The sequence below is a fragment of the Tatumella sp. JGM91 genome (genome assembly GCF_018257575.1).
GTDB classification, from domain to species: domain Bacteria; phylum Pseudomonadota; class Gammaproteobacteria; order Enterobacterales; family Enterobacteriaceae; genus Tatumella; species Tatumella punctata.
The window spans coordinates 83,867-103,595 of record NZ_JAERJP010000011.1 but is presented as its reverse complement, the minus strand read 5'-3'; the positions used below and the strand labels follow the sequence as shown (position 1 = coordinate 103,595).

The window sequence follows — 19,729 nt, the reverse complement described above, 5'->3', positions numbered from 1 at the left end:
CTTATACCTTTGGTGTGGTCATCCGACCGTTGCGCCGCTTGCCATCCGGATTGCGGCCGTAAAAAAAGGCCACCGAAGTGACCTTGTTAGTTGATTCCTGCCTTACTGAATGCCTGTTTGTCCCGCTCCTTTAACTGGTCGAGCGTCAGCCATTCACCCTTGTCGCTGTAAAATTCATCCGGCTTCATGCCGCCGTCACGCATCAACCGTGCCCGTTTTTCGCCGACAATCTGTTTCTGGCGGTCATAGGACTGTCGGGCAAACCAGCTCTGATAATCGGTATCACCTGCCACCTGCCCGTCCATACTGGCACGCGCTGATGGCGGGATTTCTTTGATATCGATACCGAGCTCCTGAGCCGATTTCAGAATGTAGGTTTCGGTCGAGCGGCAGCACCAGTGAATTTTGCCCGGGCCTTGCAGATACGGGATTTTGTGACCGATAGGCTTATTATCCAGCGTGTATTTCAGCCGGTCCCTGATGCGACATGCTGGCGTTGTGCGGTTGTCCAGAGTGGATAGCCACTGCTTACCTTTGATGATGTCATCATTGGCGCTGGCAAAGCTGTTTCTGGCGGTTGATGCCAGGTGCCCTACTGCCGTTTTGGCAATACTGGCCGCATTCGCACGACTGACCTGCAATGCGCTGTCCTGATATCCGTTATTGGCCTGGCCGCGAATCTTCCGGGCTATCTGCTCCGTTGTGTCACCGAGGAGAAACCCCTGACGGACAGTATTGCTGATGCGCGTCATCCGGTCTGATTCGAGGTTGGATGCCCACTCACTCAACAGTCGACCCTGAAACGGCTGGGCCATTGCCGCGGCGTATAGCGTGTCAGGATGGATACCAATGATCGGGTGCAATGCCAGCACTGAATCAGGAATGGCATGCTCAAACAGACTGAGCTGATACCCAGCTTCATGATGGGCCAGTTGCTGCAGTTCATCCGTCAGGCCGGTTTGCATAGCGCGAATGGCTGCGGCGTTCGTTGTTCTGACGCTGGACAACAATGCTTCCAGACGCGTCACTGTGAAGCTCTGAGCATCCATCCCGTCCATTGCCACTATCAAACGCGCGGTAAGCTCTGCATCGCTCTGGTTGAGGATATTGACTATCCGGTTAGCAACGCCAGTGCCGAACCTGCTAATCCAGATGGCGTGTGCGATGTATTCATCCCGCAGCACCTGGTTCGATGTTGACATTATCACCGCCTGTTAGCGTTACCGGAAGATTGTTTAGTTCGTCCACGACTTCGTTAGGGTCTGCATCCGGATCAATGAACTTAAGCGCCTGTAACGTGCGTACTGCATCAATCTTGCGAATGATTCCACCCTGCTGCAGAGACTGTACAGCCAATGCAGACGGCGCATCGTAGGTCTGTGTGGATACATCCAGCTCAGTGCGAACATCCACAGTGCCGCCATTACTTTCGCCAATCCACTCGGCCATGATTTGCAGGATATTATCCAGCGCGTCTTCGAGTGAGTTTGCCATGGTGTATAGCGGCGAATTCTCCTGCATGTGTTCGCTATGAGTCTGGTCGAGTGATTTGGTCGACGTGTTTTCAGCGCGAGTGAGCTTCGCCCCTGCCTGCCGCATCTGGTTTTCGAGGTCATCCAAAGAGGTTTTCCCGGAACCAATCGCAGCGCCGGTATGCTCGGTGTATTCCATACCTTGCGTTGAACGGTCAGAAAATTGCGTTGCACAGGCTGCGCCGATAGTTAGCTCCTGGTCTGCTGCCAATCCGAACACAGACAGCAGCGGAACACGGGCAACATGCAGAATGTTGTCCTGCTCAGACTGTGACTGCCAGTGTTTAACATTCAGATGAGCCAGGTTCAGAAGCGGCGGTGCGCCACGCATAAACCCGGTGCGTTTGGTATAAAGCGTCACCAGTGGGATATCCTGCCGGCTGGTTTGCCAGCTATCGACCATGGTCCAGGCTATGGCTCCGTTTTCACCTTGCGCTGGCTGATAAATCTCGACTTTGCCGGGCATGATATGCCTGATTTGCTCAACTTTCGTCTGTCCGAAGTCATCACCATCAATGATTACGACTTCTTTGATGCGTAGGTCGGTTAAAACGACCTTTCCGCCCTGCACGGCAGACTGCCAGCCGATAATTTGGCGCGGATTCAGCATGGTCACATAAGGCCGGGCGCCGGATTGCTGTTCATCAGCCCGGGTTTTCACCATCGCGGGGTCAGTTTTCGGATAGTCGACCAGGGCATGCGCGAGTCCGTACTGGAACGCGAGACTGAAGAACTGCTGCGCCCAGACATCCAGCCGATCACCTTCCATATCGATGTTTTCGGTCAGCGTCTTAATAGCTTCCGGTGCTGATGTACTTAACACTGTTGGCTCAGCGAAAATACGGCCGATGTTCTGCTTAATGCTTTCTTCGTATGCAGGAAGAAGTGTGGCCACACTGAGGCGCTGCTTATAGCTTTCTTTGTCTTCATTAGGCCAGCGCGGGAGATATGTCTCACCCTGGCGGCGCATTTCCAGCGTACCGCCCATGAGAGCATCGTTAATGTCCCACGCCTCGCACATATCGTTGTAGTCGAGATTGGGTGTTGAGATATCTGGCATGGTTTACATCCGGAGTTGAGTTACTTTGCCGGTTGGCTTAATAATCGGGAATCGCTTCACAATGAAATAACCGCCGCCGTCATTCGCGTGGTCAAACCCTGCTGTTTTGTCAGGTTCGCCGTTAGGTGACCATATCTGCTGCTCCAGTGATTCGGCGTAAACCGGGCACCGGTCAGCATTAATACGGTACCGACGTTCACCTTCTGCATTCAGCAGCATGGCATTGACCGAGTTCACCCTGTCTTTCACTGATGGGTTAGTGCCGTTAACGTGGACGGTAAATCCAGCGGTGCGTAATAGGCTGAGGTCAGTTTCGGAAGCATTCACCGATTTGCGGCTGTTGCCACTGGCATCGGGATAGACATGCACCTTGTTTGCCGGAAACCGGTTCTGCAGCGTCTTAATCACATCAGGCGTGTCGTAGCCCTGCGTAATTTCATCCACGGCGTGAGGATGCTCACCGCGCAGCACATGGACAATCGCCGACATTTTGCCGACGTTGAAGTCCATCCCAACATGAATTGGTTCGCTACCGGTGACAATCTCACTACTACCATTCAGCTTGCGGTCATAACAGTGATATACCGTCCCGCTGGTCAGGTTGACAAAGTCACCGTTCAGATAGGCTTCGATTAACTGCGCGGGATAAGAACTGCGCAATGTGTCAGCATAATCCGGTGGTAAAAACGGGTTGCTGTAAGTGCTGGCCTGAACCATCTCGTAGCCAGGCTTCGGGTTGCGCTTCCACGTCTTATACACGAACCGGAAACCTTCAGGCGTGGTGTAGACACTCACCCGGTTGAACGGGTCAGGCAATCCGTTGGGTCGCTGACGGTTACGGGCAATCACTTTGATCCACACATCGGTCGCATGCTGTTCTTTCAGCGTGTCGATTTCGTCAATGTGGCTGCGATAGGACTCATAACCGACTATCCGCGCTGGGTTATCCAGTGTGCGCAGGACAAAGTCGCCAATGCCCGGTGACGAGGTGTAGATGATGTTCTCTGACTTGTTGTACTTGTACCGGACACCGTACTCGCTGAGCTTATCTTCCATGCGTGGTGCAAGGATTAAGCGGATCAGGTCGTAGGTTGGTTCGTACATCGCTATCAGTGCGTCAGATGAATGACTGGCATCACGGAACGCGCTCACCGCCATGGTCTCCGTCTTGCCTGTGCCGAAGCCGCCGACGAAGGCCGGATATTTGCACTGTAGGTTGAAAAACTTACCCTGTGGTGGCGTCAGGGTCGTTCTGATTGTTCTCCCCGACAATTACCACCTCCATTCGTGTTATCGGCTGGTCACTTCCCTGCGCACTGATTTCCTTGCGCAGTTTTTCAATCTCAAGCTGCCTGCGCTCCAGTTCGAGCTGCTGGAGTTTCTGCGTAATCTCGCTATCAGACAGGCCCATTCGCTTGATAATGGCTTCAAACATCTTTTCACGGCTGATGCTGACCACCTCAATGCCGCCTTTCGTCACCTTTGTACCGGAGTAAGCCAGCCGGGCGATCGGAGACAGCTTGCGAGTGTCCTGCATATAGACGCGCCCCACTCCTTCGCCGCTGCAAACAGGGCAATCAGGGTTAGGGTCAATGGTGCGGTTGTAATCAAGGCCGCCGGAGCAATCAGGCGGTGCTTTCCCCTGGCGTTCGGCTTTATCTTCCTCCTGCCGGTATTCGTATTCAGTCCACTGGTATTTGTGATCGACGCCCCAGCAGTGACGGCAGCAGCCACGACGGTATTGCGTGAGGTCGTTGGCGTCAAAGGTGGCGAGTTGCCACATCTGGGAGAGGATTTCGTCGGCGGTGCCAATGGTTCGTGCGATTGACGCTTTCTGCTGCTGTGCAATGGCCTGCGCAACTGAAGTTTTCTGAAGCAACTGATAACCAATTTGTTCAGCAGTCTTCTTGCTATATCCTGCGCGGATAGCTGCCTGTGTAGCATTGCCATCGCTCAGGTACTCCGCAACAAATTCCCGTTGTTGCTTTGTCAGCCCATCACTTTCAGTTAACTCTTCTGCGCATTCCAGCTTTTGCGCACTGCGCGTTTTACGCTGCGCACTTTTTTGCGCACTCTGCGCAGGCTTCTTAATGTATCGGCGAGCAGTTGCATAGTTCAGCCCCTGCGACTCACACCACTCTTTCGGTGATACGCCGGATTCGGCATATTCGGACAGGAACCGTTCTTGAAGCTCGCTCCAATCCGGCTTTGCCATTGTTTCTCCATTTCCAGACAGCCAAAACCATAATGACCTTGTGATATTGGGGACTGCCGTTAAGATACTTAGCTATTAATTTTACAGCTTTGTTTAACTACCTGATTAGCACTTATGAGAGGGGATAAATTTGATTAGGCTCGTTTCTTTTTTACTTCTACCGTTATCGTTAGTTTCCTGCGCTCAGAAAGGGCCGGATGTACCTTCCATGACAAAAGAGTGTGCTATCTTCATGTCAAAAATGACTGCGCCCATATCCACTGGCACAATGCAAAACCTAGAATGTAACTGTATTGAATCAACCAGGCACAATATCCACTAAGGCGCAGAGTTGTAAGAGAGTTTAATGTGCTCAGATATTGCATGTAAAAAAGCCCACATGATCAGGTGGGCTATGCTATGAGATGACAATGCTCTGATTTCATTACTTACCAAAGGGGTATTACTTACTAATATCTATCTTATCACCAATCAGGCGAAAGCCTTTTTCTTGAAGTTGATTCAGTGATAAGGCAACTTTACACTTGGGTGTAAAAAATCCATATCCCTCAAGAAAAAGTAATATCTTCGAAGCACATCCGTCCTTACCTACCCTGTAAAATCCAGTTTTCATGGCGTCTCTCGCATAAAATTAACAACTCAGAGATTAAATAACCTTACGTTTAAAACTTAGGCTGGATTTTGACCTAAATCAACATTGCCAATACAGAGGTTGATTAATGAGCAGATGTTACAACGGTCAGACAGCCGATTTTCTTTTCAGCCGCCATTCCTATTCCTTGTTATTTAACCGGAAGGTCTATCCTTACCGGATTCTCAATCATTTCGTTATCAATGCTGAATGTTGCTGTAACCTTCGGTATATCGTCAGGGCTACAGTGGATGCCTGCCGATAATTGCCGGTCAATGAGCTCTCCATCTACCACTATCCCATAACCGAAGAATCGGCCATTCCGGTATAGATGAGCGAGTTGAGGTTTCATAGTTGCTCCTTGTTGATTGCATTAAACAGCACCCGGACGGATGCTCTGTGATACATTCGTACAAACCCTATCCTTACGAAACACTTACAAATTGAGTTTAAGTTGAGTTGGAATATAATGCTGCGATTCGAACATTTGAAGAATATTATATGAGTAACTTTTTCCTTTTGGCTTTAGCCTTAGCTCTATTGATCGTGGCAGTTTGGATGGGTGTTTCGTTCTTCAAAGAGTCAAGGAGTAAACGGGGTATTTTCCGCAGAAGATAGTAACTAACACCGAGAGCCGTTGTGAAAGTGGCTCTCGGGTTAACCAGCGACTTTTTGCGGGTCACACAACTGATTTTTCCATCAGAGCCACCATGTCAGGATCTATCTGGTCGATAAGGTTTTGACGCGCGTCATTCAGTAGCGCTTTTCTTCCGCCCGATCCCCATTTACCCATTTTGCTTGCGCACTGGCTTATCTCTTTGGTTTCGCCAGATATCAGGTAATCCAGGCGGTTAAGCTGGTTAAGAATATCCAGTGCATTGGTTCTGCTTTCAATGAACGTGTTGTAGACGTCAATTTCAAATTCGGGCTTTATCCATGCCGCATATCGGACGGCAATCATCTCTACGCCCCACGCCCCTTGATTATCACCACCGTGTATAACTATAAGTGGTTGATTTTGTTCCAAAGCATTTTTTAGTGCTTTGGACTTTAAGGCCTTAACAAAGCGTTTAACTTGGGCGCTTCGTAAGAATACGCTTGGTCGCTGAGACTCCGTAGCCTCTCCGTTTTTTACTGCCGCAGCGTGGAGATCATTGAGGTTATAGCGGCCCTCAGCATCTACACGAACAGAGATACCATTCACTTTTACTGTTGGATATTGCATATCGGAATTACCTTTTAGTGATGAACCTTGTCGCACAGGAAAACGGCCCCCCAGAGAGCTCCGACAGCCAGCCGGTTCCTCAAGGTGCATCCTGAAAGGTTCTGGGTTTTAAGCGCGTGCGTTGCGCCAATAAAAAAGCCCACCGGTTAAAGTGGGCTTGGGGAGTGAAATTACTTGTCGGGTAATCACAATCGAGGCCACCGCAGTGATGGCCTCTGTTCTGATTACAGGAACTTATCTTTCAGTGCGACCAGATCGGTTTCGGCTTCTTTGCCGAAGACTTCCAGACCATGCTCAACAAATTCCACGAAAGCGTCAAATTTGGCTTTGGCCTGCTCCAGCGGTGAGCTGGTTGCAGTGGTATCTGCGTCGGATGTTGCCTGAGCGGCGGTACCGCTGCCTGATGATCCGGTATCAGTTGACACTGGTGTTTCGGCCGCTGCTGGGGTTTCAGTTGCCACTGGGGTAGCTGCTACTGGTTCTACTACGGATTGATCTGACATTTCTTCGCTCTCTTTTTTCGTGAAAAGGCTTTTCAGCCACTGGATGAATTTCATTTGGTGATTTCCCTGATGTAAGCCTGCAGGCCGTTAATCTGTGCAGTGGCCTGATTCAGTTGGCTGCGGAGGGTGTAATAATCTTGTCGAGCGTCTGGACTGATTTCGGCGCTGGTTGCATTAGAGCGGCTGGCGGTGCCGGAGGTTTTGGGCACTCCGACCGGACATACTGCTTTGATGCGCAACCGGACAGCACCAGAGTCAACGCTGTTGCGCAGAGAACTGATTTCATCGTCTTTCGCCTTGATAGTTTTCTGGTACTGGTTGTCGATGTCAGAGACAGATTTCTGCTGCGCCTGCATCGTGATGATAGTTTTGAGCCGGGAATCTGCCAGAGATGATTGCTGCTGAGACGTTGCTTTCCACTCATCCGCTGAATGCCGATAGTGATCCATCAGGATTACAACACTGAGCAGGATTCCGGCCAGTAAAGTGATCAGCACATAACGCCAGTTTGCGAGTAGCCAAATCATTGAGCACCCCACAGGCAGATTTCTTTCTCGATTTCCCGGCGGTTCATTAAGCCAGTGGATTTAGTCCGGCCGATGTACACCCATCGGGTGAGCGAGTTACAGGCCTCGGTATAATGACCGGCGTTGAGCTCACGCAGTAACGATGACCGAGAGAAGTTACCGGCCCCCACGTTAAACACGAAACTGGTCAGAGCGGCTTCCTGCATTTCATTCATCGGGACCTTTACCAGACGGGTGACCGACCGGTTGGCGGTAGCAATGTCCGCAGACAGGAAAGCATTGCACTGAGCGTCCGTGTAGGTGCGTCCGGGAATGACATCAGGTCCGGTGTGTCCTTTGCAGACAGTCCAGACCCCGCCGCCATCCCGGTACGGGATATGCTCTATCCCCTCCTGGCTGCTAACCAGAACTGAGGCAATGGCAATAACACCTCCACCGGCGGCCGCAATCAGCTTCTTTCGGAGTGAAGGTGATATGGCCATGGTCAGTCACCTTCTGGCGGTGCGCTGGGGATTCCCCGGGCAATCGAGTCTTTATAGGCTTTCAGCGTCTGGCTTTTGTACCAGGCATTCACCAGTAGTGTTGCGACACCTACGATGATCCCGCTGATAACGGCTATCTTGTTCCAGTCGAGGTCATTGATCCATTGGGCCACGCTACCTCCGCAGACAAGTGTGCCGGACACGCAATAGCTTGCTGCCGATGCAATTTTGTCGGGCATGATATTTATCTTCATGGGTTCCACCTTTGCTTGAGAAAAGCTCGGTGCTGTGTGTAGGGATTCACCCTGTGCCGTTAACGCTACAGTCAGAGAGGATTTTTAACGGGTCGTCGATTGGCAGAGGGTGAAATCTGAGTATAAAAAAGGCCCTGCCGTAGCAGAGCCTGGATAAAATTTACGGATACAACAATTTCGCACTGTCCGTTCAGCGATTTAGTTCAAGTTAGAAACTTTGCTTGCGAACACGTAATTATTCCCCTTCCCGATATACAAAAAACCCCGCGATTTGATCGCGGGGAAAGCGGGACTTAAATGGAGAAGCCAAGCTTCAGAGAAGACCCTACGTCCCTCTGAATTCCTGACACTATTTAAGAGTAGTTTGTCTGCTCATAATTGAAAGTCTATAAACTAAAAAAGACCCGCAATTTGCGAGCCCTTCGAATTCAATTAGATGCGAAATATAAAAACCCCATCATTGGTGTAAAATCTACCCATTTTCCGCCATTTAGTCAACTGCAATCGATTGTAGTTAATTAACTTCGTCAAAAAATGTGGTAACCAGCCGCAACATGCTATTGGCGTGATTCTCTGATTTATCCAGTTCCGATATCAGTGATTCGTAATATCGCTTCACCTCATAGCGCCACTGCTTATCAGTGATATTGGACTTTATTGCCTTGTAAGCTGATACAGCCGGCAGTCTGGTGTAGCCATCGCCCGAACACCGGTTACACTCTTTTTCCGTGAACACCCCACTTGCTTCAGTTTTCTCCCGATCACATGCTCGGCCAGTACCATGACAGTCTTTACACCTGGCTCCGGGTGTTGCCGCTGAACGGGACCATGACGCAAAGGCGAAAGTTGCGAGTGTTTGCACCACTTTTCCCTTAACCTTTGTTTCAAGTTTGCGTAAGGCTGCCACCTTGTCGCAGTGCTTTAATCCATGCTGTGTCAGTAACTGAATTGCCTTTCGTTTGTCGTTCTCACTCAGATCCATTTTGCCGCTGAAAGCTGTGAATCCGAGTTGAGAGCGACTCTGCACCATCCCGAACGCTCCCATAACGTCAGTACCGGTTAATGCCTCTGATGCAGTTGCTCGTGGGGAGTCGGTGAATTGCGGAGATTTCGGGCTGTGAAACTTAACTGTATTTTCGAGATTCATTCTTCCTCCGGGGTGTGGCATCCCATGATTGCCAGTGAGCGGGTTTTACATCCGGAACTGTCGGGGTGAAATGGTTGAGGAGTTTGGTTAGCCAGGTCATGAATCCTCCCGCTGTTTAATCAGTTCTCTGGTTTTCTTCCTGTAGCGCGCCCTGAGCGATTCCAGTTCCTCTCTGGTATATCGGTGTGGTTCGTTGTTGTTTTCGAGCGCCTCGACCCGCTCAGTGCCGATTTTGGCTATCAGATTGAGACGGTACGGACCGATATTTCCGGAGTGGTGGGTATTACAGGCTGAACATTGGCTATTACAGTTGTCCTCGTTGAACCGAAGCTGACTGGCCTTTGCCGTAGTCCGGTAGTGCCCGGCGTGATAACTGACTGCCGACCGACTGCCGCAGCTGATACAAACCTCCCCGTCGCGTTCCCGAATGAAGTCGTTAAACGCCCGCTGGGTCATGTTTATCCAGTGGCTTAATGGCTTCAGGTCTGCTTTACGTTCCCGGTGCGCTTTCCGATCGGCAATAGCCTGCCGCTCAGCCTGTTTCGCTGATTGGTGCTTGCTGTATTGGATTGCGCAGGATGGTGAGCAGACTATCTGGGTGGTGGTGCGGGGGAAGAATTTTGATTTACAGTGGCGGCAAGTTTTTGGTTTCGGCTTTTTCTGCCTGACCATCATCACCTCCCAGGTCGTAAAAGTTTGGACTCTTTGCGCTGTATAGTTCCTCGCAGGTATCGCAGAGCTGGTTATCAGTAGCCGGGAATCCGCAGGCTGTGCATGGTGTCTCTGCCAGGTTGTCGAGAAATGCCCCGATAAATTCAGCAGCTACTTGCGGGACGATAGCATTGCCGTAACCGCGCAGGCGCACCACTCTGGCGGGAATCCCATTAGCCAGCGGGAATGTTCCGGGTTCAACTGGCCTGAACTTTCCATCCCGGCATCCGAGCCAGTCAGCACCTGGCCAGAAGCTGTTATCCGTATCGGCTGATCCGCCGTCCAGACCACACGACCCAGCAGGCTGTTCAGTGGCACGTTGTGACATTCCTTCCCGTCTTTCCAGTCTCGAGTCGTCGGAGTCGGCCATGAGGATATCGCGGTTGCAGTTTGCAGGTTCATGCCCCCTTGTCGCCCCGATGTTCCCGAGCCGGTTCCGTTGTTCGCTGTCGGAGTCGGCCACGCAGCAACATGATATGCCACGTCGGCAAGTGATATTTGCGGATCTGTTGGCTTCCTCCCTGACATTATTGGTGGTTTTGATTTTGCTTGAGTCATAGTCACATCCGGCGTCGGCCAATACATTAACGGCACCGAAGAAAAGTCTGTCCCTTTTGTGCGGGGCACCGACGCTACACGCTGGCAATACTGCCGACCCGCAGGCGTAGTTTTGTCCTTCCAGCTCAATGAATAAATCATCGAGCCAGTGTTTTCCAATCGCTGCCGCAACTTGTTCGCCAAAGAGGATTGGAGGCTGGCACTGCTCAACGAGCCGCATGAATGTCGGGGCAAGGTGTCTAGGGTCATGCTGACCTTCTTGCTTCCCTGCAACACTGAACGGCTGGCATGGTGGCGATCCTGTCCAGCACGGGTAATCGTCGGGCACTCCTGCAAGTCGTAGCGCGTATGACCATCCACCGATACCGGCAAAGAAGTGGCACTGAGTGAATCCTTCGAGGTCTTCTGGTCTAACATCTGTGATACTCCTTTCATCAACCACGCCATCAGCGATGTGGCCTTGTTTAATCAGTTCCCGAAGCCATGCGGCGGCTTTTGGGTCGAATTCGTTGTAGTACGCTGTCATACGCGCCTCGTTCTCATGCAGTCATATTTCCTTTTGCGCAGCAGATACCCGGGGTCGTAGGTAGTGACCTCAGATGCTGACGGGATTGGTTTGGGTTTATTGCGGGAGAGTGTCATGGGGCGAAATATCAGGTTATCGAGAGCTTTTTGTGTCGGACTATTCATCATCACCCCGCACATACTCCGGCCAGTGTCGGCGTAAAACAGCATCCGGAACCTGGAGTTTTACGCCCAGTTGCCAGGCCTTATGGATAATTGACTTGTCTGTCCGCTTAAGTGATTTGCTGATTACCGGCAGCGGAACCTTACCGGCCACCCTCACGATGTAGTCGAGTTCGTCCTGCCCAAAATGTTTTCCGGTTTTCATCTGTCTGACTCCTCAGAAAAAGGCATACAGCCTGTTTAAGATGTTCGGGTCACTGGTGCCCGAAAATACGTGTTTGATGGCGGCGTTAATCAGTGCGCTGTACACCCTCTCGAATTTCTCCTGGTCCATACTGGCGAATGCCAGACTTTCCGCTTCCGTCCGTATCTCACCGTTTAATCTGACTGTCTGGACATAGAAGCCGGCCAGTATCGTCAGGTCTTTCCGGAACCGGTCAAACTGGCTGTGTTCGTCCATATGCTCCAGGCCGGCACGATTGGCGCACCAGTGATCGAAGCAAAAGCCAAAGAAGGCCATTACCTTGCGGTGAAAAGCTGGGTTACGGGTCAGTTTGATTTCGGCTGTGTAGGTTTCGCCGGTTTTGAAGCGCTGGAGTCGTTCGAGGTCAATGTCGTTTGCTGGAGAGAATACGCCGCCTGAGTGTTTCACCAGGTCGAATTGCATTTTCACTTCTCGATAATGAATTTAATACAAGTACGTTCAATTTATAACAATGAAAAGGGCCGCAAATAAGCGGCCCTGATAGTGCGTCATCATGCAATTATATTTTCCTTAACGGCTGCCCTTCTTCAGCCCATGATCTTGTCATCGCAAGTAAAGCCAGTAACTGCTCTTTATCCATTGCGATGTGACCATTTTTATTAATCAAAAATATCAATTCTCCATCTTGCTCAATTTTAAAGCCAATCGCGTGTTCAGTATCAAATATCTGCATGTATCCGCCACGTTATGAGTCGCAGAATAGCGACTGCCGTATAAAAGTAGTCTGTATTGGGCTATATGTCATGAGATATATCTTATTTTATACCGACAGAGTGATATTTTAGCTTCTAAAGCTCATTTCCATCACTTAGAGCCATGACTAATACATCAATAAGCACCGATACTTCACCGGCCATCAGACAGAAATCGGCGTCAAACCGTGCCGCGACGTCTTCCCGGTCGATATCGTTGTTCTGCTCCAGTAGTTCAGTGGCTGGCTTGATACGCTTCAGTTGTAGGCTGTCAGTGAGCGTAAACTGAATACGCTCCTGCCAGTCAATGCCTACGCTGGTAACGCGCTTCCCGGCTTCGATATGGGTTGATACCTCATCGCTGACCAGGGCCTGTTTTTTACAGCGGACGGTTCCGCCTTCTTCCAGCACCGCTTCCAGTTCGGCTTCGTCCAGTAGCGACATTCCTGCCGGTGTATTGCCGTCCCGCACCCACTCAGTCATCGTCAGCTCAACTGGAGTTTCCATAGTCAGCGGCACGACCGGCAGTGAGCCGAGTGACTTACGCAGCAGCGCCAGGCAATCTTCGGCCCGCTTCGCACTGGAAGCATCGACCACAATCAGCTTATCCTGCGTGTTAATCCAGATGCGTTCCTGCGTGTAGCGGCTGAATGCCCGCGGCAATAGCGAGTGAAACACCTCGTCTTTCAGAGTATCTTTCTCGGTCTTTTTCAGCTTGCGCTGCTGCTCGGCTTCCAGTCTGGCGATTTTGGCTTCCAATGCCTGCTTGATAACCGGTGCCGGGAGGATTTTCTCTTCGCGCTGAACGGTCAGCAGAACGTGGCCACCGGAGATATGGGCCAGCTGGTCGCTGAATGCTTCGCCCATTGGCGGTATCCAGCCAGTTCTTGCCATTTCCTGCGATCCACACGGTGTGAATCGGCAGTGTTCCAGTAATTCTTCCACCTCGCTCAGGCTAATGACGTCACGGGTCATACGGTAAATTGCCGCATTCTTAAAAAATTCCATCGGGTAGTCCTTCGGGTTGGTTGTGGATGAAGTATGTTGGGGTAGTTAGTTTGGGTATTTCGGCGCCTTAGAGCACTGACTTCTAACGCATATGAGATTTAAGGATATTTTTTAGCTTAGCCACATGGTCTACCATGCTCATAATTAACACTGGAGAGGTAAGCAAATTGAAAATTAATCACATAACGCAGGTACCTGATGGAACATTGTTCGATGCTAACCATGATCCACGGATTCTTGAATTAAGAGAAAAAGCGAAATCTATTTGTTACGACTACAATGCTACCAGGCCAGGCAGCCAAAAATTACGGACCTCCATGATTCAGCAATTACTCAAAGGCTGTGGCGACCATCCCACGATTGAGCCCCCATTTGTCTGTGATTATGGGAAAAATATCTCAATTGGTAATTACTTTTACTCAAACCATAACCTGATAATCCTTGATACTTCTGAAGTGACAATCGGAGACAATGTTTTCATCGCACCAAACGTGAGTATTTATACGGCCGGGCACCCTCTTGATGCAAAGCGTCGCAATCAGGGACTTGAATACGGTAAGCCTGTGAGCATAGGTAACAATGTCTGGATCGGAGGTGGAGTGACCATCACTCCGGGTGTAACCATCGGAGACAACTGTGTCATTGGAGCCGGGAGCATTGTTACCAAAGATATACCGCCAAACATGCTAGCTGTCGGGAATCCATGTCGAGTGTTGAGAGCTATCAGCCAGGATGATGCTGACCGTGAGTTTTTTTGACATTTGGTGAGCCGCAGCCCAATTGAACAGAATACACTGAGTATTCCTTCGGGTTAGTTGTGCCGGGACTGTTTCATCATCTGCCGGATGTTGGCTATGTGTGATTTTGCTGTTTGGGTAGTTGACGGTATGTGCAGCTGGGGTATCTGCTTGCGCGGCTCGGGAATTTCTTCACCGGAGGTTATCCGGTCAGCCATTGATTTGAGCTGCTTACCGCACCGCTGTCGTAGTTCTGATTCCGTCAGGTTGCCGGCCTGCATCTGGCTGTACAGGGTGGTGATCATCCAGTAGTCCGCGTTGTTCTCCCAGGGGTAGTTCTCAGGACACTCGTAGAATCCGCGTTCTCCACAGTATTTCATCACCCGCCGGTACAGTTCGTCAGCATCCGGCAGTCCGGCGGCATGGCAGGCTCCGGCCTTACACTGCTCGATGAACTGACCCGGTGACGGCATAAACGGAGTATCTTTCGCCCTCGCCCATTTCATGCCAGCCGTCAGCTGTTTCCGGGAAGTGATCCCGTTTTCAGCGAAAGCAGCAATCCACTGTTTTTTTGCGGCTGATTCGTCTGCCGGAGTGCGCAAATTTGTTGCGGATGCCGCCGGGAATACTTGCCGGAACTGGCGGAACAGTGCGTCGACCAGGCTCTCAGCCTCGCTGTTAACCACGTTTTGGGATGGCTTGTCAGGGTAGTTACCGGCGATCTGAGATAACGAACTGGCGTCACGGCTGGCGACCGCCTGAAGTAATCGGCTCATATAAATTCCTCCCACGATTCAGCGCTGTTCCAGTGTGGTTCAGACTGTTGGTTGACTGGCGATGTAGGTCTGCCCTTGGGCTTGAACAGGCCTTGGTAGCCGTTGGCGATACTGGAATCAATCACCGCCGCTGGGTCGTGCCCCTCGTCGTAGCATTCGCGTAGCAACTTGAAGGCCTTGGTCACAGTGACCTGAGTTTTGATTGGCTTACCAGACTGACGACGGTATTCAACCCATTCGCTCCAGGACTGGCTGTTCAGGAAGTCAGGAACGGGAATACTCAGGGGGTCAAATTTCGACGATTCCCCCTTGGGGGATTTAGGGGGTTTATTACTTTCTTTCTTTTCTTTTGGATAATGTCTTTTGTGTGTCTCTGGATTAGAGACAGGTAAAGTCTCCAACTTAGAGACACTTTTTGTCTCTGGCTTAGAGACAAAGTTACTAACTTGGAGACACTTGCTGAATTGCCACGCCGAAACCTCCTTGTTAACCCCGATTTGATTCCCTTCCATTAACAGGCAATTCATTGAAAGCAGTTCTTTTTTTGCTTTGTTGACGTTCTGTCTCGATATCCCGGTAACCTGAGATATCTGCTCGTCAGCAATGCGATCTGTTTTCTTGTTGAAGCCATACGTTTTACGGATGTAAGCCATCATGACCTTCAACTGACGCGCTGTTAAATCGGCGCTTGCGATAGCCTCCAGTAGCTCGTTAGCGATTTTGGTATAACCATTATCGGTATCGACCACACGGCGCTCCACGGCCCGGAGATCGGGCCTGATTGGTGAAACGTTTTCATATGCGAGGTTCATTAAACCTCCCCTTGCCGGATACCGGCTCTGTAATCTTCCAGGATGCGAAAGATTTCGTCTTTCACACCAAGCGGGACATGAATAAATTCAGGCCCTGCAGTTCCCTCTGATGCATCGACCAGAAGCTCCAGCACTCGCCTGGCTTTCGATGCACTGAACAGCGGCATAGCGTCAGCACGGGTTATTTTCTTCTTCCCCGCGGCCTTAGCCTTATCCAGTTGCCCGACTGCAACAGATATCGCATGCGGACCGTGCTCACGGGATAACGCCACAGCCGTTGTTGCTGCTACCTCACCCGAACGAACCATGTCGAGCAGCTCAGTGCCACAACGGACCAGATCCAGATGCAGGTTAACGTCCGATACTGACCGTTTAACCTTTCTGGCAATCTCTGCCGGCTCCCAGCCCTGGTTAATCATCCGCAGATACGCAGAGCCACGCTCAATAGGTGTCAGCGGCTTACCCTGGGATGATGTGACCATGAATGCGATACGATCAGCATCAGACCCGACGAAGTCCTTACACTCAATGCGCAGGATCGGGTGCCCTGCTTCCGTAGCGGCCAGCGCCCCATAGTAGCGATGGTGACCATCCAGAATCTTTATACCTTTCTCTGTGACCTGAACGGCCAGCGGAGGCAGGTATTCACCGGCAATGAACGCATCCCGGAATTCGGCAACATGTTCCTGATCGATTTCGCGGACGTTAAAGCCAGGTTCAACGTACAGTTCAGACAGCGGTACCACGTAAGTTTTGTTAACTGACGTGCCGGTACCGTTTTTCTCTTTGTGCTTGTAAAGCTGATAAAGTGAAGACATAATTACTCCTGTAAATTGATCCAGTTAAAAATCAATTGTTATCTGTGAAGAATCCTCGGTTGCCGCCGGGGATTTTTTATTGGTGAGAGCTTTAAATACTTCCTGAAACGCCCTGCTGATCGGACTCACGTCTGATGCCATTCCGAAAGCACAAAGCACCGAAGCAATAAATCTCCAGTCCGTTCTGCTTATCTTCGATTCGTGGCACCCTACGAGAGTCGCCAGCTTGCGCTGCGTTAATGTGGCAAGGTTGATGAGCAAGTCAGTCTCTGCTCGGTCTATGGCTCTCTGAGAGAGCTTGCTGTTACTTGCGTTATCCATTGCTTAATATCCTTGTGTGTTTAGTTGAGTGATCAGCAAAGGCTGTCACTTGAGTTGGTCCCTGGTATTCCGAGGGTGACTGACTGTTAAAGAGCGGGTGATACTTACTTTCTGGTGCTTGGGAAAGACTTCAGTTCTTCGGCTTTAACCGAACCATCGCTCAAGACGGTCACGAAAATATTTCGCCCTGTCCGAATCGCTTTGCTGATAGCGCATTGGATAACGCCGAAATCTTTTGCAGTCTTAGCCTGACCATGGATCTTGGCGTAATCCTCTAACGTCATTTTGTTCATATATACCTCCTTGGATATCCATCAAGAATACTACAAGTATTTATCTAAGTAAATATCCCAGGTATTTCATTATTGATTACTACTAGTATTACAATGCGATCATGGAATCTAAAAAGACCCTGACGACAGAACAGCTTGAAGATGCGATGCGTCTGAAGGCCTTGTATGAGTCAAAAAAGAAACAATTAAAAGTTACTCAATACACTATTGCTGATGAGATGGGCATTTCTCAGGGTGCTGTTGGCCATTATATTAACGGTCGAATTGCATTAAACGTCCCCGTAGTCACTGAATTCGCCAGAATTTTACAGGTTCAAGTTTCAGAGATAAGCCCCAAGCTTGCCAAAGAGGTTGGACGCTACGCCGCTGCTTTTGAAAGTAACGTCAGTAACCTGACCACCTATGCTCCTGGCAAACGCTACCCCGTCCTCAGCTCTGTACAAGCCGGTTGCTGGGCCGAGGCTATCGAAGCCTATACCATCAACGATGTGAGCGAATGGCTAGAGTCTGATGCGCATATTCAGGGCGAGGCGTTCTGGTTACAGGTCGAAGGTGACTCGATGACTGCACCAACCGGAATGAGCGTGCCTGAGGGTATGTATGTGCTGTTTGATACTGGCAAAGATGCCATCAACGGTAGCCTGGTGATCGCAAAACTGGTCGACTCCAATGAGGCCACGTTTAAGAAGCTGATTATCGACGGTGGTCAGAAGTACCTGAAAGGCCTTAACCCTGCTTGGCCGATGATCCCTATCAATGGGAACTGCAAGATAATCGGCGTGGCAGTAGAAGCTAAGATGCGGTTTAAGTAGTACTAATTTCGGCATTTGCCAAGACACACACAGTGCTAATCCAGCAAAGATTGGATAGCAATAAAACTTTGAGCACCAGATTTTATAATAAGGTTTTTTAATGACAGCAGAAATTGCAGTTTTTAATAGTAGTGCAATAGCACTTGCCGCCGATTCAGCCGTAACAACCACTCAAAACAACATGGTGAAAATTAATAATTCTGCAAACAAATTGTTTGAGCTTTATAAAGGCCATCCTGTAGGCATAATGATTTATAACAATGCCTCTCTTGCAGGTTCACCATGGGAACTTTTAATAAAAGAGTTCAGAAAAAGTATAACCTCATCTAAGGATACAATAAACGAATATACTGATTCGTTAATTGACTTTCTGCAATCTAATCATTCAATCATTAACGGTCAGATGCGACTACAAAATGCACAGGAGCTGTTTAGAATAAATTTATCCAAAATAAATGAGGTCGTTAACACTATTGATTTTGTTAATGAAATGAAAGCTTCACCGATACCTTTGACGGTAAGTGATTATTACAATTGCTTGGAAGTCAAACTAGATACAGAAATCCAGTATTTGATAGGAAATCCTTTCTATCCGTCAATGGATACAGTTAGTGATGCTGAACTAGATTCATTTGTATCAGGGTATGTGCAAGAGGTGTATGTAAGAATAATACCCATAGATCCAGCAGTATCTATCCCAGTTTCTCTTCATAATAAGCTGACAGAATTCGCGAAATTAATTATTAGTAGAGTCAGTGGGAAAAATATTTTTTTTACGGGTGTTGTGATAGCTGGTTATGGAGATAAAGAATACTATCCAGCGGTTAAATCAATACACGTACATGGTGTTTATAAAAATAAGCTTCTCTATACTGTCAATGATGATAAATCTAAAAGTAATGATCCCTACCAGTCTGGAATTATTCCTTTCGCTCAAGAAGATGAGGTAATCACCTTTATAAAAGGGTGTAGTGAAAATGTCAGCGTTGAAGTAGATAAGTTAGTTAGTAATGTATTATTAGAATTCAAAAAATCTTCAGAGATCTTTTTAGCAGGTAAGCTTACTAATCAACAATTGCAAGATTACTCGGATCAATTTGAGTTATTCAGAAATCACTTGCTTGTTGATTTTAGGAATAATAAAGATGCGTTTATAAGCGCCAATCATGTTACAAAGATGCTCTCTATGCTTGACTCACTAGGGAAAGTTGATCTAGCTTACATGGCAGAATCTTTGATCGATATCACAGCTTTCAAGCGAAGAATCACTAATGATCATGAAACTGTTGGCGGTCCAGTTGATGTTGCGGTAATATCTAAGGGAGATGGGTTTGTATGGATAAAGAGAAAACATTACTTCCCTAAAGAATTGAACACAAGCTTTTTTAATCGCCCGTAATTAAGCGTAGGAGAATTTATGACAGTTCAGCAAATGTTTGATAATGCTTATAAAGCTATAGTGTCAGAAAAATTTGGTACTAATAACGGAACTTCTTCACAAGCCTTGGTCAGTCGAAAAAATTGATAACACCCAGCGCTTACACCACCCGGCCACCGCGCCGGGTTTTTTGTGCCCAAAATCCTCAGCACCCTCCCCACCTGATGGCCGATCCGGTCGAGTAAAAAATAAATATTCATAGTATTCAATAACATAATAAAAACA

General features: G+C 49.2%; 26 protein-coding genes. 4 read left to right on the top strand and 22 right to left on the bottom strand.

From position 1 onward, the window contains the following. Nucleotides 1–86 precede the first annotated feature (86 nt). The 5 genes from JK198_RS09300 to JK198_RS09280 form a co-directional block, all read right to left on the bottom strand. Nucleotides 87–1,202 (bottom strand): phage minor head protein, encoded by a 1,116-nt coding sequence (locus JK198_RS09300; protein WP_212710431.1) that lies wholly within the window; start codon nt 1,200–1,202, stop codon nt 87–89. Next, nucleotides 1,171–2,592, bottom strand: a complete 1,422-nt coding sequence (locus JK198_RS09295) for a DUF4055 domain-containing protein (protein WP_212710430.1) — start codon at nt 2,590–2,592, stop codon at nt 1,171–1,173. The genes JK198_RS09300 and JK198_RS09295 overlap by 32 nt, the downstream gene beginning before the upstream one ends. Before the next feature lie 3 nt (nt 2,593–2,595). Then, nucleotides 2,596–3,864, bottom strand: coding sequence for a terminase family protein (locus tag JK198_RS09290; protein WP_249213289.1), 1,269 nt, complete (start codon nt 3,862–3,864; stop codon nt 2,596–2,598). Continuing rightward, the gene (locus tag JK198_RS09285; protein WP_212710429.1) at nt 3,818–4,807 is read right to left on the bottom strand and encodes a terminase small subunit; all 990 of its coding nucleotides are present in this window, start codon (nt 4,805–4,807) and stop codon (nt 3,818–3,820) included. The genes JK198_RS09290 and JK198_RS09285 overlap by 47 nt, the downstream gene beginning before the upstream one ends. Before the next feature lie 782 nt (nt 4,808–5,589). After that, entirely contained in the window at nt 5,590–5,790 is a 201-nt protein-coding gene (locus JK198_RS09280) for a hypothetical protein (protein ID WP_212709612.1), read from the bottom strand. A 149-nt stretch (nt 5,791–5,939) separates the two neighbouring features. Here JK198_RS09280 and JK198_RS16945 point away from each other — a divergent pair, with 149 nt between their 5' ends. Next, nucleotides 5,940–6,056, top strand: a complete 117-nt coding sequence (locus JK198_RS16945) for a small membrane protein (protein ID WP_212709611.1) — start codon at nt 5,940–5,942, stop codon at nt 6,054–6,056. 61 nt (nt 6,057–6,117) lie between these two features. Here the strand turns inward: JK198_RS16945 and JK198_RS09270 are convergent, their stop codons facing one another. The 12 genes from JK198_RS09270 to rdgC form a co-directional block, all read right to left on the bottom strand. Beyond that, nucleotides 6,118–6,663 (bottom strand): KilA-N domain-containing protein, encoded by a 546-nt coding sequence (locus JK198_RS09270; protein ID WP_212709610.1) that lies wholly within the window; start codon nt 6,661–6,663, stop codon nt 6,118–6,120. A 224-nt stretch (nt 6,664–6,887) separates the two neighbouring features. Continuing rightward, nucleotides 6,888–7,220: a hypothetical protein gene (locus JK198_RS09265; RefSeq protein ID WP_212709609.1), complete on the bottom strand. Its 333-nt coding sequence runs from the start codon at nt 7,218–7,220 to the stop codon at nt 6,888–6,890. Then, complete coding sequence (locus JK198_RS16985; protein WP_349290186.1) at nt 7,217–7,693, bottom strand: lysis protein; 477 nt, start codon at nt 7,691–7,693, stop codon at nt 7,217–7,219. The genes JK198_RS09265 and JK198_RS16985 overlap by 4 nt, the downstream gene beginning before the upstream one ends. Continuing rightward, complete coding sequence (locus JK198_RS09255; RefSeq protein ID WP_212710466.1) at nt 7,690–8,169, bottom strand: lysozyme; 480 nt, start codon at nt 8,167–8,169, stop codon at nt 7,690–7,692. The genes JK198_RS16985 and JK198_RS09255 overlap by 4 nt, the downstream gene beginning before the upstream one ends. Nucleotides 8,170–8,177: 8 nt before the next feature. Beyond that, nucleotides 8,178–8,429, bottom strand: coding sequence for a phage holin (locus JK198_RS09250; protein ID WP_087488942.1), 252 nt, complete (start codon nt 8,427–8,429; stop codon nt 8,178–8,180). 514 nt (nt 8,430–8,943) lie between these two features. Next, nucleotides 8,944–9,576 (bottom strand): antitermination protein, encoded by a 633-nt coding sequence (locus JK198_RS09245; protein ID WP_212710427.1) that lies wholly within the window; start codon nt 9,574–9,576, stop codon nt 8,944–8,946. A gap of 96 nt (nt 9,577–9,672) precedes the next feature. After that, a complete protein-coding gene (locus JK198_RS09240) occupies nt 9,673–10,248 on the bottom strand; it encodes a recombination protein NinG (RefSeq protein WP_212710465.1) in 576 nt (191 codons plus the stop codon). Beyond that, complete coding sequence (locus JK198_RS09235; protein ID WP_212710426.1) at nt 10,202–11,371, bottom strand: DNA cytosine methyltransferase; 1,170 nt, start codon at nt 11,369–11,371, stop codon at nt 10,202–10,204. Before JK198_RS09235 ends, JK198_RS09240 begins: the two co-directional genes overlap by 47 nt. 156 nt (nt 11,372–11,527) lie before the next feature. Next, nucleotides 11,528–11,737: a hypothetical protein gene (locus JK198_RS09230; protein ID WP_212710425.1), complete on the bottom strand. Its 210-nt coding sequence runs from the start codon at nt 11,735–11,737 to the stop codon at nt 11,528–11,530. A 12-nt stretch (nt 11,738–11,749) separates the two neighbouring features. Then, a complete protein-coding gene (locus JK198_RS09225; protein WP_212710424.1) occupies nt 11,750–12,199 on the bottom strand; it encodes a DUF1367 family protein in 450 nt (149 codons plus the stop codon). A 97-nt stretch (nt 12,200–12,296) separates the two neighbouring features. Then, nucleotides 12,297–12,470: a hypothetical protein gene (locus tag JK198_RS09220; RefSeq protein WP_212709631.1), complete on the bottom strand. Its 174-nt coding sequence runs from the start codon at nt 12,468–12,470 to the stop codon at nt 12,297–12,299. 115 nt (nt 12,471–12,585) lie between these two features. Continuing rightward, nucleotides 12,586–13,497, bottom strand: coding sequence for a recombination-associated protein RdgC (gene rdgC, locus JK198_RS09215; protein WP_212710423.1), 912 nt, complete (start codon nt 13,495–13,497; stop codon nt 12,586–12,588). A 167-nt stretch (nt 13,498–13,664) separates the two neighbouring features. On the opposite strand from rdgC, the gene JK198_RS09210 reads away from it, so the two are divergent. Further along, the gene (locus JK198_RS09210) at nt 13,665–14,255 is read left to right on the top strand and encodes a sugar O-acetyltransferase (RefSeq protein ID WP_249213191.1); all 591 of its coding nucleotides are present in this window, start codon (nt 13,665–13,667) and stop codon (nt 14,253–14,255) included. Nucleotides 14,256–14,308: 53 nt separating this feature from the next. Here the strand turns inward: JK198_RS09210 and JK198_RS09205 are convergent, their stop codons facing one another. The 5 genes from JK198_RS09205 to JK198_RS09185 all read right to left on the bottom strand — a co-directional run bounded on the left by JK198_RS09205 (nt 14,309) and on the right by JK198_RS09185 (nt 17,254). Next, the gene (locus JK198_RS09205; protein ID WP_212710422.1) at nt 14,309–15,010 is read right to left on the bottom strand and encodes a replication protein P; all 702 of its coding nucleotides are present in this window, start codon (nt 15,008–15,010) and stop codon (nt 14,309–14,311) included. After that, nucleotides 15,007–15,822: a replication protein gene (locus JK198_RS09200; protein WP_212710421.1), complete on the bottom strand. Its 816-nt coding sequence runs from the start codon at nt 15,820–15,822 to the stop codon at nt 15,007–15,009. Before JK198_RS09200 ends, JK198_RS09205 begins: the two co-directional genes overlap by 4 nt. Beyond that, nucleotides 15,822–16,640, bottom strand: coding sequence for a DNA-binding protein (locus JK198_RS09195; RefSeq protein WP_212709635.1), 819 nt, complete (start codon nt 16,638–16,640; stop codon nt 15,822–15,824). The genes JK198_RS09200 and JK198_RS09195 overlap by 1 nt, the downstream gene beginning before the upstream one ends. Before the next feature lie 24 nt (nt 16,641–16,664). Then, nucleotides 16,665–16,961 (bottom strand): CII family transcriptional regulator, encoded by a 297-nt coding sequence (locus JK198_RS09190; protein WP_212710420.1) that lies wholly within the window; start codon nt 16,959–16,961, stop codon nt 16,665–16,667. 104 nt (nt 16,962–17,065) lie between these two features. After that, nucleotides 17,066–17,254, bottom strand: a complete 189-nt coding sequence (locus JK198_RS09185) for a Cro/CI family transcriptional regulator (protein ID WP_212710419.1) — start codon at nt 17,252–17,254, stop codon at nt 17,066–17,068. Between the two features lie 101 nt (nt 17,255–17,355). On the opposite strand from JK198_RS09185, the gene JK198_RS09180 reads away from it, so the two are divergent. Beyond that, nucleotides 17,356–18,066 (top strand): S24 family peptidase, encoded by a 711-nt coding sequence (locus JK198_RS09180; RefSeq protein ID WP_212710418.1) that lies wholly within the window; start codon nt 17,356–17,358, stop codon nt 18,064–18,066. Nucleotides 18,067–18,166: 100 nt separating this feature from the next. Then, entirely contained in the window at nt 18,167–19,465 is a 1,299-nt protein-coding gene (locus JK198_RS09175; RefSeq protein ID WP_212710417.1) for a hypothetical protein, read from the top strand. Nucleotides 19,466–19,729: the final 264 nt, after the last annotated feature.

Coding starts and splice junctions, on each gene's coding strand:
- JK198_RS09190 (WP_212710420.1), bottom strand. CDS start 16,961: ATGGATAACGCAAGTAACAGCAAGCTCTCTCAGAGAGCCATAGACCGA.
- JK198_RS09280 (WP_212709612.1), bottom strand. CDS start 5,790: ATGAAACCTCAACTCGCTCATCTATACCGGAATGGCCGATTCTTCGGT.
- JK198_RS09270 (WP_212709610.1), bottom strand. CDS start 6,663: ATGCAATATCCAACAGTAAAAGTGAATGGTATCTCTGTTCGTGTAGAT.
- JK198_RS16945 (WP_212709611.1), top strand. CDS start 5,940: ATGAGTAACTTTTTCCTTTTGGCTTTAGCCTTAGCTCTATTGATCGTG.
- JK198_RS09265 (WP_212709609.1), bottom strand. CDS start 7,220: ATGAAATTCATCCAGTGGCTGAAAAGCCTTTTCACGAAAAAAGAGAGC.
- JK198_RS09250 (WP_087488942.1), bottom strand. CDS start 8,429: ATGAAGATAAATATCATGCCCGACAAAATTGCATCGGCAGCAAGCTAT.
- JK198_RS09240 (WP_212710465.1), bottom strand. CDS start 10,248: ATGGTCAGGCAGAAAAAGCCGAAACCAAAAACTTGCCGCCACTGTAAA.
- JK198_RS09230 (WP_212710425.1), bottom strand. CDS start 11,737: ATGAAAACCGGAAAACATTTTGGGCAGGACGAACTCGACTACATCGTG.
- JK198_RS09195 (WP_212709635.1), bottom strand. CDS start 16,640: ATGTCTTCACTTTATCAGCTTTACAAGCACAAAGAGAAAAACGGTACC.
- JK198_RS09200 (WP_212710421.1), bottom strand. CDS start 15,822: ATGAACCTCGCATATGAAAACGTTTCACCAATCAGGCCCGATCTCCGG.
- rdgC (WP_212710423.1), bottom strand. CDS start 13,497: ATGGAATTTTTTAAGAATGCGGCAATTTACCGTATGACCCGTGACGTC.
- JK198_RS09180 (WP_212710418.1), top strand. CDS start 17,356: ATGGAATCTAAAAAGACCCTGACGACAGAACAGCTTGAAGATGCGATG.
- JK198_RS09235 (WP_212710426.1), bottom strand. CDS start 11,371: ATGACAGCGTACTACAACGAATTCGACCCAAAAGCCGCCGCATGGCTT.
- JK198_RS09185 (WP_212710419.1), bottom strand. CDS start 17,254: ATGAACAAAATGACGTTAGAGGATTACGCCAAGATCCATGGTCAGGCT.
- JK198_RS09285 (WP_212710429.1), bottom strand. CDS start 4,807: ATGGCAAAGCCGGATTGGAGCGAGCTTCAAGAACGGTTCCTGTCCGAA.
- JK198_RS09225 (WP_212710424.1), bottom strand. CDS start 12,199: ATGCAATTCGACCTGGTGAAACACTCAGGCGGCGTATTCTCTCCAGCA.
- JK198_RS09205 (WP_212710422.1), bottom strand. CDS start 15,010: ATGAGCCGATTACTTCAGGCGGTCGCCAGCCGTGACGCCAGTTCGTTA.
- JK198_RS09245 (WP_212710427.1), bottom strand. CDS start 9,576: ATGAATCTCGAAAATACAGTTAAGTTTCACAGCCCGAAATCTCCGCAA.
- JK198_RS09295 (WP_212710430.1), bottom strand. CDS start 2,592: ATGCCAGATATCTCAACACCCAATCTCGACTACAACGATATGTGCGAG.
- JK198_RS09220 (WP_212709631.1), bottom strand. CDS start 12,470: ATGCAGATATTTGATACTGAACACGCGATTGGCTTTAAAATTGAGCAA.
- JK198_RS09175 (WP_212710417.1), top strand. CDS start 18,167: ATGACAGCAGAAATTGCAGTTTTTAATAGTAGTGCAATAGCACTTGCC.
- JK198_RS16985 (WP_349290186.1), bottom strand. CDS start 7,693: ATGATTTGGCTACTCGCAAACTGGCGTTATGTGCTGATCACTTTACTG.
- JK198_RS09300 (WP_212710431.1), bottom strand. CDS start 1,202: ATGTCAACATCGAACCAGGTGCTGCGGGATGAATACATCGCACACGCC.